The following is a 13,196-nucleotide window of genomic DNA, read 5'->3' as shown; positions in this document are numbered from 1 at the left end:
TAGTGTTAAATATTAAGCAAAAATAGTTAATTTTATTATCCTAAGAAATATAAAAAGAAAAACAGATAAATCCACAAGACATCTACAAAATGCCAAAAGGTCGCACCTAGCTCTAATCCAAGCATTTGACCAGATTTATAACGCTGTTTAGAATTATTATAAATTAAGACCAATAAAATGATTAAACCCGCCACTATATGGGCGATATGAGATATAACAATTAAATAAATAAAAGATGAAGTTATGTTGCTCGCACTTCCTGTAAAATAATACCCCTCACCCAAAATTTCCATAAATCCTTGAAATTGCATCCAAACAAAAACACTACCCAAAACAAAGGTTGCTATAAGTAACCAACCAGCTTTTTTGGTTTCATTATTCTTTACGGCTTTTTTAGCAAAAAGTAAGCAAACACTACTTAGCAAAATAACAATTGTACTGTACAAAAAAGGCGCTGGTAATTGAAAATCTTCAATCCAATCGGGCCGATCTTTACTCACCACAAATGCACTGGTAAGTCCGGCAAACATCATACCCATGCTTATGATTGCGAACCACAACATCATTTTTTTTGACCGTGCTATTTTTTCTCTCTCGGTACCATCTGTTAAATCCATAAGCGAATATATTTATCTAAAACATAAATTATTTGTAGTAAGGTAATATAGCTAACACTAGCAAACATAAGCTGCTTAGCCGTTTTCTGGTCTCTATCACGGTATAATTTCACGGCATAATACATCATACCTGCGCCAAGTAAAAATATTAATACCCCTGCAATCGGACTCAGATATAAGTTGCCGGTAACCCCTAGTGTGGGTACTAGTGAAATTACCACCATCCAAATAGTATAAAGTATTATTTGAATCGCAGTCCCTTTATCTCGTTTTCCCGTTGGCAGCATAAAGAATCCACCTTTCTCATAATCATCGTACAACCACCAGCCTAATGCCCAGAAATGCGGGAATTGCCAAAAAAACTGAATCATAAAAAGCGTTCCTGGCTCGATACTAAAATCATTTGTAGCGGCTACCCAGCCAAGCATAAATGGTATTGCTCCTGGAAAGGCACCTACAAATACAGAAAGTGGTGTTTTTGTTTTTAATGGGGTGTAAACACTTACATACAAAAAGATTGATATTGCACCGAACATAGACGTTACAGGGTTGATGATATACAAAACAGCCAACCCCAATAAAGTGAAACTAACAGCAATAAACAGCGCCATTTTCACACTCATTCTACCTGCTGGTAAAGGCCTGTTTTTGGTACGGCTCATTAATCCATCTAAATCACGCTCTAAAACTTGATTAAAAGCATTACTTGCACCCACCATCATATAACCTCCAATACCTAGCAATAAAACCGTAAAAAAATTAATTTTATCGGCTCCTAGAAAATAACCAGCAATAGAAGAAAAAACCACACTTACCGCCAAACGCATTTTGGTAATTTCTTTAAAATCGGTTAACCGACTTACCTGATAAGTATTTTCTATGGTCTTGCTCAATCTTCTAAAAATTGTAGCTGCAAAGATACTGCTTAAAAGCGGTAAAGACAAAGCTTGCTGCTATATTTTTAAAAGTCGTAGTACCAATTAAATAAGTCGGTTCTAAACCCAAAATTTAACCAAGTAGTGGAGCCCGTAGACGGCAGGAATGTATTTTCAATATCGGGTGTCAAATTTCGATAAATAAAATTAGCATACACTTTTAAATTTGTAGCCGGATTAAGCAGATACCCCAACTCTGTCTCAGCATAAAAAAAGTCCGCGGTGTTCCCTTGTAGCATTTGGTTTCCTTTATCACTTATTCGCTGGTCTTCACTTCCGTAAATATTTCCGCCGTAAAACGGATCTAAATCTGCTTCCAACTCTAAACCGCGTCTTCCTAAAATAAATTTAGCATGGCCATACCAGCGTTTTTGCTTATAGCGAGTTATGAATAAAAACTCTCTGAAATTAGCACCCCATAAATGCGCCAAAGATTGATTGTTATGACCGTAATTTAAAACTACTGTATTATGAGAGTAAGTGTAAGGTCGAGCCTGATTATATTCTACCTGTAAATTTAAATTGCGTACGCCAACAAAGTCATATAATTTAAGGCCCAATTGATAGGCAATCTTGTTTTTGTAACTCTGCTGGCCTCCAAAAATATCTGAAGATGAAAACTCATCGATCATCATTTGGGTATAGGCGTTAATTTGATTTGAAAATTTGTATTTGGCATCAAGACCGATCAAGGCATTTCCTCCTCTAGAACCTGTTGAAAATTCTATGGCACGGTAAAAAATAACCGGATTCAAGTAGTTAAAATCAAAACCTCGATCGTTATCGTTTTCCCATAATACAGATTCAAACAATCCAATATTTAATCGCTTGCTTACATTGTAGCTTAAATGATGAGTGGCCATGTATTTTGTTCGAAAAGAGCCAGACTCTGTCACCGCAGGCCTTATGTCACGCAAACTCATCCAAATATTGGTATATTTAATTTTCCAAAAACTGGTGTTAATTTTGAAAAATGGGTACGGACTTGCATTATCGCTCAATAGCATAGAGCGATAACCGTCGCCAATAAAGTTTTTTCCATGTCCTAATTGTAAATTAAAATAATTATTTGGGGTGTAAGAAATATAACCTTCTGCGATAGGATAATCATAACTATCTGTTTTAAAATCTTTTGCAATTCCCCTTGCCGGTATTACGGCAGGATTTCCGCCATCCGGACGAATACTATTAGCGTACTCATTAAAATAGTTGGCAAAGCGTCCTTGACTCTCATAAACCGCTGCATAAAAATTAAACTTAGAGCCAATCCCTCCTTGTATTACAGCGGCGCGAGTATTATTGTAAGTCGAATTAAAATCAGCGTCAAAATCTTTACCTATTTGAAGGTCTGCCGCAACATCTGCGGTAAACCAGTAATCTTCGGTTTGTAAACGCACCAGATGCTCATTAAAAAACTTTTTACCAAACCACGATTTTAGAGGTAATTTTAGTTTTTCATGTTCGGTTTTAAAATCATAGTAAGCATTAACGCGATTGTAAGTCATCGGCTTGACCGAAGTATGAGCATTACTTCCCAACTGATTTAACTCCTTATCGAACCGATTGTATATTTCGTGGGATAACGGAATAGTGATTTGGCTTTCATATTCTGGATTTGTATAGGGCACTTTAGCTTGGTTGACTAAATCGTATTCTTGAAGTTTAATTTCTTGACTTCCTTTGTTGATTGCCTTTTCTTGAACAGTTTTTTTTGGTGTTTCTAAAGGTAGTTTTATAGGATAGCGAAACTGCATATAGGTGGGTTTGCCGTTAAAAACCGCTGGTTTCAGTTTAGGGAATGAGTTAAAGCTGCGGTACACTTCGTCTTTCAAGGCTTTATGAACACTAGTCACATAAAGCACATTAAAACTTCCTGATTTATCAACCTCGAATAATACATCGATTTGGGTTTCTATATCCTTCAGATTGGCTGGTATATTAAAATTTTCATACACCAATTCGTTTAATCGCTCATAAAAGCAATTTTCTATTTCCTTTTCGGATTGAGTAGCACAAGAATCAAAAACGGGAAATTGCTCTATTCTTTGGGTCGTTTGTTGAGCCAAAGTTAGGTTAGCCAGTAAAAGCGTGAAGAAAAGCAAATTGAAATTAGCCATAGATTTAAAAATAGTTGAGTACACAAATGTAAAACTAAGTGGCTTATAGCGCAAAGCTTAGCGTCTAAAATTAAAACTTTAAAAACCATAAAAAAAGCCTTCAAATTCTTGAAGGCTTTTATATTGAATAAGATTAAGATTAATCTTGCACTTGAAAAATAATAGGAAGTGAGTACAAAACACCAACTGGTTTACCACGTTGTTTACCGGGCACCATATTAGGCAACATACCCACAACACGCTCGGCTTCTTTTTGCAACCTTGGGTGCGGAGCTCTAGCTTGAACACCTACAACCTTTCCGTTTCTGTCAATTTTAAATCTTACGTATACTCTATTTACACCAGACAAGCCAAGTTCTGAACCAAGATCTGTATTAAATTTACTATTTACAAAATTCTTGATTTTATCAGACATACACTTCTTACGATCGGCGTTAGTTTTATATTTTTCACAGCCAGGAAATAAAGGAACATCTTCAATAGCCGTAAAAGGAACATCTTCTATCACTTCTTCAGGAGTTGGCTCCACATCATCAACCTCAACTATTTCTGGCTCATCTGTAACCTCGGTAGACTCAATAATTTCTTCCTCGATTTCTACATCATCCTCAACTACTTCGATCACCTCTGGTGCTGGTGGCGGTGGAGGTGGTGGTGGCGGTGGGGTTTGTATCTCGGTAATGGGCACATCTTCTTCCTCTAGTTGGTCAAATTGCACTACTCCTTGGTCTATGGCTTCTTTGTCATAAGTTTTCCACTCAATGGCACGCCAAGTAATCAAAAGCATTAGAATAAGACCAATTTGGAAGAACAAAACACTTTTTCTTCCTAAATCTTTCTTTGGATTCTTTTTTGGTTTCATAACTTGAGTTTAACGAATTGCTAATGTAAATATTTTTTGATAAAAATCTAAAAGTTTAACTTCTTTTCTTGTTTCTCGGACTTCATCAAAGAGCCTGAAACCCAATATGCGACCATCACACCGGCAGAATTGGCCAAAATATCCCAATAATCAAAAGTTCTGTAACTTGTAAGACTTTCTTGTAACACTTCAATAAAAATGCCAAAAATGATTACGAGTAAAGAAACTATTTTTTTAATTGAAATAAACCTAGTGTTTTTAACTGCTTTAAAGACGTACCAAATCCATAAAAAGCTTAAAACAAAATAGGCCGAAAAATGAAAAATCTTATCGGCCTGATTGATTTGAACTTTTGGTAAACCCTGCGTACTGGTTAAAGATAGGTAAACAATGCACAAGGTATTAACCAAAGCAAGAACGAGTAAAAGTTTAGCTGGCAATAAGTTCTTTATAAGCTTCTGCATCTAATAGGTCTTCTATTTCTTCTTTGTTGCTTATTTTAATTTTAATAATCCAGCCTTCGGTATACGGATCTGTATTTACATTCTCTGGCTCGTCTTCTAGTCCTTCGTTGAACTCGATGATTTCACCACTCAAAGGCAAAAACAAATCAGAAACGGTTTTAACGGCCTCTACACTACCAAAAACTTCATCTTTGGCTAATTCTTCGCCTTCTGTTTCTACCTCAACATAAACAATATCACCTAGCTCGCTTTGCGCGAAATCGGTTATACCCACAGTAGCAACATCACCGTCTATTTTAACCCACTCGTGGTCTTTAGTGTACTTTAATTCATTTGGAATGTTCATAATATTAACTGATTTAATTTATAGTTGTGTTTTTTTAATTTCCGAAATTGTATCGAAGGGTTATACCCGAACGTATAGTTGTGGTAGGAAAAGCAGTAGAGATAGCATACTGCGAAAAAGTATGATCATAGTAAAATATGGCCGTTAAGTTTTTTGACAAAGCATAATCTGCCGTAAAATATACACTCCACAAATCCTGACCCGCCGTGGTTTGACTATTAGCAAAATCTAAATACCTTATGATAGATTCATTTCTTCTAAAAGAAATATCGGCTTTAAGGTTTAAATCACTTCTAATAATTCGGTTGTTACCCCCTACCTTTGTAGTAAAACTTAAATCTTGAACCCGGTAACCTAAACCAAATATATATTCATTTCCTTGCACTTCGGTTAATAAGTTATTATCAAAACTCAAAGAAAGCTGTCTATCTCTTCTGATTTCAGTTGAAAGCTTAATGCTATTTTTCAACTCCATATCAACCTTAATTAAAGGTGAAAATTGCTCACTTAAATTAATGTTTGAAATTAAAAACGGATTTTTGAAATTTCCTGATTGGTCTAGATTGGTTACACTGTACGGATTGGTTCTATCATAATCTAAATTACTTTGAAATTGATTTATACTGTACAGCGAAGTATATCCATGCTGAAGCGTAAATCTTCTAAAAGTATCTTTAAACCATTTAATGCGCATAAGACCCGTGTACTTTAAAGTCCAGTTAGGCAAAGGTACATCTCTAAAGGCACCTAAACTAATATCTTGAGCATCTTTACCGGTATAAGCCGATAGAAAGGAAGGTAACAGCACCGCCTGACTAGTTCTTCCAAATCCTTTAGGAAACCCGGTTTCTTGGTTAATGTTGGCTGGATCTGACAAATCTATACCGGCTTTACGTGCCAAACGGTTAGCAACGGCAAGTCTATTCTCCCGAAACTGTTCAAATGCTTCTGATCGCTCTTTGGTACTTTCAGAAAAAGCCGAGCTAATCATAATAGTAGAGATATTAAAATTACCAAAGCTATTGGGAGCCAGCGATCTATATTGCAAATCGTCTTGATTTACTCGGTAATTTTCGGCATAATTTTCAGAATAAACCCTATTGGCGTTTAAGTCTAAGGTAAGGCCTGGCAACAAACCAATATTAGCTTGAACACTCAAATTGCGTGTTTCATTCTCTGTATATTGCTCATTAAATTCTTGATATGTGGTAAGCCAACCCCTTCTAGCTGCGCGCTCACGAATATCATTTTGACCTCCAAAAACAAAACCTGCACTGGGTTTTAAGGTGCCTAAAAACCCGATATCGTTAGTATAACCTGGTAAAAACATACCATTGGTTTCTTGATAATTAAAAGTAAGACGTTTTAAAGCAGTCACAACATCTATACCTGTATTTAAAACGCGGTCACCAAAGCTCAACTCCTCATCATCTGTATTTGCGGCATTTGTGCCTCCACTTCTTGAAAACCCGAGAGCGTTAGCCGGACGCGCATTCATGTTGATTGCAGACTTATTACTATTCCCGCCTTTTTTCTTTAAACCTATATAATCGTAAAGAGTCCCCATTTCTACCGTACCATTTATTTGGTGGGTGTTAGCATTTTGTATGGTATTTCCTAAATCAGGGATACCGGGTAAATCTCGTAAGATTTGAGATCCGCGTTGCCATTGAAAATTACCCGTATAAGAATAGGTTGCCCTTAAAAATTTAAGGAATGGAAACTTCTCAAAAGGCAACTCATAATTTACTTGTAAATTTTGGTTAAAGCTATTTGGATCTCCGATGGCAAAAAAGTCATCCCAAACCCCAACGCTATTGTCTTGCCTGTTTTCTTCATCTATATAATTACGCACTATTCGATTGGTATTTGCCGAGAGTACAAAATTTAAGGATTTAGTCAATTGATGATTGATAGCATATTGATAGTCGAATGTATAATTGCGCTGATATAACTTTGGCAAACCTAAAGAACCTGGTGGCAGATTGATTTCTCTAAATCGTTGTTCGTTATATTGCCTCAAAATGGTGCTTGAAGCGGATAAACTAGTAGGTAATAAATTAAAATTGAAATCTTTTAGCGGCTGATAGTAATCACTACTATCTAAAACGGCAATGTTTTTAAAAGGCTCTACTGCAACTTTTGGTGGTGCGTACTCATAAGTTGCACCTACGTTAACATTTTGGCTTAATGCTTCTGCTATTTCAAAATCACGATGATCCTCTTGATTATAGGTTCCTGAAAAGGTGAAATTTTCTACATCAATAGGAAGCGGTACTTTATCTTGATTCTGCCTTTCTTTTCGTAGACCAATAACACTAACGCTTTGACGCTTTGTATAATCCTCGGCTCGTTCTTGCAATTCGCGCTTGCGTTCGGGTGTAGCATTATCTAACAGCGTCTCTAATTCTAAATCTAAATATTCTGGATCAAATTGAGGAGTGATTAATTCCTCCCCACGGCTGTAGCTAAATGGTACTTTTACACCCCATTTTTTGGGCAGTAATTGTCCCATATTTAAGCTGGTTACAACATCATATTGTTTCACATCTTCTCTACTACGCTGGTTAGGCCCTTGTTCTATGCTACCAAAACCAACAGTGCTTCGCTTACCTGTAGCGCTTACACTGGCGAAGTCGGCTAGATTGGTATCCATATTTACGATTGCGGCCCAGCCGCCTTCATTTTTCATATCAGAAAGGCGTAACTCGTTAAACCAAACTTCACCACTAGCCTGTGTTGTTCCGGTATTTTTTAAACCTAGCATCAACATACGTATATCGCCAAAAGTTGGATTCCCCTTTATACCTACCTTCATCTCTCCAGAAGTATTCCCGGTGATAGGCTGCAGTTCTTTATTAAAATAGTTTAGCTGTCCTGGGTTAAAATTAGGGTTTCCTATAACCAATGATTTTATTTGCTGCAATAAAGCTAGGGGGAGTTTTAAATCATTTTCTATGGGCCACACATCTCTAGGTACAGTTGAATTTAGGTCGCTTACCGTAAGAGGAATCTCAACTTGATAAAAGTTATCGGTAAAATCTGTACCCATACGTATAAAAGCCGATAATTCTCCATCTAATAAAGTGGGTTCTGGGGCGGGTAACGACTCGGCATGCAAGAACATCTCTAAATTTTCAAATTGACGCATATCAATCTGAAAGTTCTTATAAACCGCCCGAGAATCATTGGGTTTTAAATTTTTAACTACCAGAGACATGGATTGCTCGTCTTCTCGCACGCGCTGATTGTTATCGATTAATTCTTCTCGTACAACTCCTGGCGGTGTTACATAATCTGAAGTTTGCTCCTTGCTTACAGCGGTTACTTCAAATGTAGTTCCGGTAGTAATTTCTGGATCGGTACCGTCGGGAACCACGGCTTGGTTGTAGCGTCTATAATCACCGCGTACCAAATCTAAACTTCCAAATCTTAAGGTTACCTCCTTTTCAAATCCGCTAAGGAACATTCGCATAAAACGAATAGAGCGCAAGTCTGCAATACCATTTACCGCAAATTGACTTTCGGTGCGTAAGGGTATCTTAAACTGTACCCAGCGCACTTCCATTTGTTTACCGTTTTGCAAAGTAGTGGTTAAGGTCTTTACATCGGTAATATAATCATAGTCAACCCCAGCAAAACTTGCGGTGTTATTCTCTACACTCATATTTCTAAAAACAGGAACCTTATACTCAAAGTAACTGTCTATAGTATTCATGGTGTTATCTCGATTGATATCTTCTACAGAAGGTACTGTAGTTCTACCTCTATTGTTCTGCCCCACTTCTGTGGGACTATTACCTTGCAAACCGTTATATTTTTTGTAGCGCTCTAAAATATTTCCCGTAGCACTTAAATAAAATTCATAGTTATCGTTCGCAGGATCTTCTAGTCCAGCAAATTGCGGAAATTGCAGACTTTCTTCGGTATCGTCTAGACCGTCAAGACCAAGGTCTTGATTTACTCTTTGCTGACCTTCTGTATCAAAAGCATAAACCAAAGATTGGTTACTTGGCACTTTTCCAAACGCCGTTTCTAGGGTATTATCTGTTGATCCGTCTACTGGTAATCCGTTTTCGTATTGCTTTCTACCGTCTTTTAAAATATCTTCACTAATATTTCCCAGATTAAGGGTAATCAATCCTTCATTGATGCTGGCATTTTCTTGATAAATAAACGGATCCATCACCCAGAATTCGATAAACTCTACATTAGATCGTTCAAAATCTGTAGTCGTAATCTCACGCATTATTCCTCCAAAATTTTCTTTAGGATTAGGAAGTGTATTATCGGTCGCAGCCGGATTAAAGTTATACTGGCCACGCTCTTGCGGATTAAAGTTTAAATCTAAAGTATAAATAGCCTGAGTTTGCCCCTGAACAATATCGGTATCGGGAAAAATTTCATCTATAAATACGCGTCTGGTGGCATATGAAGAAAGATCATTATCGCTAATACCTGAAGGACGCTGATTTGTATAAAAAATAGGATCTATGGTGTACCAAGATAAGTGAGCACGTTTGTATGTAGAAGCCAAATCGTTATTGCTACGCTCTCCTCCAAAGCCTAGTGGTGCACTTGACAAGAACCACGATAAAGGACTCATTACTGAAATTGAAGTTTGAGAAGCCTCGAAATCATCTACATAACTGGTGGCGACTCCATTAAAATTATCGCCCTTAGGACTACCAGGATGCAAATAAGCAAATTCACCACGTACAGAAAAATTAGAAGGCACATCGGTGTCTATGTTTGGTAGTTTATTCACCAATCGCGTAAAGAAAGGAACCTCTGTAGAGTAGTTTAAATTAAAGCCATACATCGAATTGTTTATAGGCTCATAACTGTAGTTTGCTTTCTGAGTTAGCGGTCGCTCATTCAGGTTTAAATAAGTGGCTCCAATAATAAAGTTCTTATTGAATTCGTGTTGTATATCTAAGCCGGTAAAACGCTTGGTTTGTTGTCCAAATAACGCATTATTTTCAGTTGAAACTTGAATCGGCGTATCTGAGGCCAATAAAGCTTCATCTAATATATTTACTCTACCTAATTGATAGTCTACCGTATAGTCTACTCCCTCTTGCAAAGTTCTTCCCCCTGCGGTAACCACCACAGAGCCTTGAGGCACGTTAAAAGCACCAATTGGGATCCCTCCTTGACCACTTGACTTATAACTACCCTTTAATTGAAATTTATTCTTATCGGCTTCTTCTTGCTCTGCCTGAATTTTTGTAGTGGTGTACAAACTCCTAAAAACATATTTCTTTTGATTGGCGTTATAACTTAGCGGATTTTCGTAATCTTCTGGACCTCCGTTTGGGGTATTATCAAGTTTATTGAAAAGATACTCACCAAATGGTTCTACACTAGTAAAAATAACCCGACCGTTTTGTGTATCAATGGTTAGACCATTTACAAAATCAAAAAATCCGTCACCGTCTTGAACAGGGTCGTTATTTAAGTTTAAATTATCTAGATTAAAAACACGCAATAAGGTTTTATCTTCTACATCTGGTGGTAAATTGGCATTCGCCACTCCTTTGATATAGTTTAAGGGTTGAGGATCTGTATAAAGTATATTAAATCTGAAATCTTCTTTTTCAATTTGAAAAGCATCCAAACTATAGATGTTCTTCATCATTAAATCCCAAACCGGTTCGTTCACATTCGTAATAGGACTTTTAAGCATTTTAACCACTAAATTTTGACTCACTGCCACTTGGTTTTGGTTGTTAGGATCTGTACCCGTGGTTTGCCCTTGGGTAGCTGGAACCCCATCATTTGCAAATTCACCCACTTGATAAACTTGACCGTTTACTGTAAATTGAAAAGCTACAGCCAACATCTCATCATTATTGATACGCTGATTTAAAGAGACATATCCCAATTGTGGATGTAAAGTATATTCAGATGGCTGTAATTGACGTGCATTTTCTAATTTGGCGTAGTCTGTCCCCTCACTTACTTGAGAAGAAACAGCTCCAAAACCTTGATCTACACTCGCTACATCGCGAATAGCCTCGGTTAACAAACTCTGTTGTGGACCATTAATACCCAGCGGATTAAAGTCGTTATTACTATTGTTAGGAAATGCACTGGCAGGAGCATTGATAAAGTTTGAAAATGCCGGCGGATTGCTCGGATTGCCATTAGCATCTAATAAAACTCCAACTTTTCTAGGGTTAGACTCTCCCAAGTCTTGAATCGCAACAATATTTCTGGCATCGGTAAGTGCTTGGGTTGAGTTTGTTCGGTTGGTTACCCATAATTGCACTCGGGTAATTTGCACATTGCTATTTATAAAAGGATAATTCTCTAGCGCTTTATCGTAATGTTCTCTAAAATATTGCGCCAAGAAAAAATGCCTGTTTTCATCATAATCGAGTATGAATTTTTCAAATTTCTCTACCGCTCCACCGCCTTGTATTTCTGTAGTCTGTCGTTCTGAGTTTTGCTCAGAAAAAACTCCTGTTATTGTAGTTTTTCCAAATTGTAATTGAGTTTTTACTCCAAATAGACTTTGACTACCCTGCATTAGCGAGCTGGTGAGTGGCATACTCACATTACCCACCTCTATCTTTCTTACTATATCATCTTCTGTAGGAGTGTACTCTAATTTGATTTGGTTTTGGAAGTCAAAAGTAGATTGTGTATCATAATTAGCGTTGATCTCGAGGCGCTTACCTATTTTACCCAGCAAACTCAAGCTTATACGTTGATTAAAATCAAAGGTAAAACTACTTCGATTTCTAGGCGATAATGAGGGATTATCTTGTTTGGTGTATAGCACTCCTAAATCTACTTCAACCGAACCCTGTGGGATAATTTCAATTTCACTACCCCCAAAAATGCTTTCAAAAAAATCATTATTTACATAAAAGATGGGCAACAAGTTCTTTTGTGCCTCTTTGGCCTCATCACTTCTTCCAGTTAGGGCATCAGATTTTTGCTTGAAATATTCTTTCATTTGATTTTTTAAAATCAAATTTTCAAATTGCTCACGTGTTAAAACCAATGGATAATTGACATTCACCTCTCCAGTTTTTTCAGTATAAATATACCGGTCTAAAATGGGGTCATAAGTATATTTTTGTTCAATACTATTAGGGTAACTTAAATCTATCTTACCCGTTTGATGTCCTGTCTTGGTGCTATCTTGCACAGCATCTTGTTGCGCCCAAAGCTTAGGGCTAAAAATCAAGCCTAAAACCAGAAAAGCAACAATCTTACTTTTATTACCTAGAGCAATTGTATTCAAGATTTTTATAAGTTTTTTAGAGCTAGCTTTATAATTTGTTGAACGGTTGACTCTGGAGTTTCTTTTAAAATGCGCTGCACTACTTTTTCAGATTGCTTTGCACTATACCCAAGAGTTTCTAGTGCAGATAACGCTTCTTGCTTTGCACTATTGCCCTGAGGCATTGAAATTTGTGCATGTTCAAGGTGATCTCCTAGTTTATCTTTTAAATCGATAATTACCCTTTGCGCTGTTTTGGTTCCTATCCCTTTTACACTTTTAATCACATCAACATCTTCTTGGGTTATAGCTTCAACAACTTCTTGTGGAGATAAAGAAGAGAGCATGGTTCTTGCTGTACTTGCGCCTATACCCGACACTGATATGAGTTTTTTGAAAATCTCACGCTCTTGCACCTGCATAAACCCGAATAAAGTATGCGCATCTTCTCGAACTTGTAAATAGGTATAAATTTTTACGTTCTCGTCAAGCGGAAGTTGCTCGTAGGTATGTAAAGAAATATGTAAAAAATAACCAACACCTTGGCAGTCAATTACCACATGAGTAGGTGACTTTTCGGCTAATCTACCTTTTAAATAAGCAATCATAAACGTTAAT

Annotated in this window: 8 protein-coding genes; all 8 read right to left on the bottom strand. The window is 37.0% G+C overall.

Annotated elements, in window-relative coordinates:
* Positions 1-35: 35 nt before the first annotated feature.
* The 8 genes from ACH2AZ_RS08920 to ruvA all read right to left on the bottom strand — a co-directional run bounded on the left by ACH2AZ_RS08920 (position 36) and on the right by ruvA (position 13,186).
* Positions 36-617, bottom strand: a complete 582-nt coding sequence (locus ACH2AZ_RS08920) for a cytochrome c oxidase subunit 3 (protein WP_147861580.1) — start codon at positions 615-617, stop codon at positions 36-38.
* Positions 608-1,510, bottom strand: a complete 903-nt coding sequence (gene cyoE / locus ACH2AZ_RS08915; protein ID WP_394907603.1) for a heme o synthase — start codon at positions 1,508-1,510, stop codon at positions 608-610. Before cyoE ends, ACH2AZ_RS08920 begins: the two co-directional genes overlap by 10 nt.
* Before the next feature lie 68 nt (positions 1,511-1,578).
* Complete coding sequence (locus ACH2AZ_RS08910) at positions 1,579-3,669, bottom strand: gliding motility protein RemB (RefSeq protein WP_394907563.1); 2,091 nt, start codon at positions 3,667-3,669, stop codon at positions 1,579-1,581.
* 139 nt (positions 3,670-3,808) lie between these two features.
* The gene (locus ACH2AZ_RS08905; protein ID WP_394907562.1) at positions 3,809-4,531 is read right to left on the bottom strand and encodes an energy transducer TonB; all 723 of its coding nucleotides are present in this window, start codon (positions 4,529-4,531) and stop codon (positions 3,809-3,811) included.
* A gap of 47 nt (positions 4,532-4,578) precedes the next feature.
* Positions 4,579-4,995: a VanZ family protein gene (locus ACH2AZ_RS08900; protein WP_394907561.1), complete on the bottom strand. Its 417-nt coding sequence runs from the start codon at positions 4,993-4,995 to the stop codon at positions 4,579-4,581.
* Positions 4,961-5,341, bottom strand: coding sequence for a glycine cleavage system protein GcvH (gene gcvH, locus ACH2AZ_RS08895; RefSeq protein ID WP_394907560.1), 381 nt, complete (start codon positions 5,339-5,341; stop codon positions 4,961-4,963). The genes ACH2AZ_RS08900 and gcvH overlap by 35 nt, the downstream gene beginning before the upstream one ends.
* Positions 5,342-5,375: 34 nt before the next feature.
* Entirely contained in the window at positions 5,376-12,599 is a 7,224-nt protein-coding gene (gene sprA, locus ACH2AZ_RS08890; RefSeq protein WP_394907559.1) for a cell surface protein SprA, read from the bottom strand.
* Between the two features lie 5 nt (positions 12,600-12,604).
* Positions 12,605-13,186 (bottom strand): Holliday junction branch migration protein RuvA, encoded by a 582-nt coding sequence (gene ruvA / locus ACH2AZ_RS08885; RefSeq protein ID WP_379043839.1) that lies wholly within the window; start codon positions 13,184-13,186, stop codon positions 12,605-12,607.
* Positions 13,187-13,196 lie beyond the last annotated feature (10 nt).

The organism is uncultured Mesonia sp., assembly GCA_947499595.1.
GTDB lineage: Bacteria > Bacteroidota > Bacteroidia > Flavobacteriales > Flavobacteriaceae > Mesonia > Mesonia sediminis.
Note: the sequence above shows the minus strand (reverse complement) of the source record. Positions and strands in the feature narration are given on the sequence as shown.

What these genes read in the sequence shown, in the direction of transcription:
- gcvH (WP_394907560.1), bottom strand. Translation starts at nt 5,341, where the DNA reads ATGAACATTCCAAATGAATTAAAGTACACTAAAGACCACGAGTGGGTT.
- ACH2AZ_RS08920 (WP_147861580.1), bottom strand. Translation starts at nt 617, where the DNA reads ATGGATTTAACAGATGGTACCGAGAGAGAAAAAATAGCACGGTCAAAA.
- ACH2AZ_RS08905 (WP_394907562.1), bottom strand. Translation starts at nt 4,531, where the DNA reads ATGAAACCAAAAAAGAATCCAAAGAAAGATTTAGGAAGAAAAAGTGTT.
- ACH2AZ_RS08910 (WP_394907563.1), bottom strand. Translation starts at nt 3,669, where the DNA reads ATGGCTAATTTCAATTTGCTTTTCTTCACGCTTTTACTGGCTAACCTA.
- ACH2AZ_RS08900 (WP_394907561.1), bottom strand. Translation starts at nt 4,995, where the DNA reads ATGCAGAAGCTTATAAAGAACTTATTGCCAGCTAAACTTTTACTCGTT.
- ruvA (WP_379043839.1), bottom strand. Translation starts at nt 13,186, where the DNA reads ATGATTGCTTATTTAAAAGGTAGATTAGCCGAAAAGTCACCTACTCAT.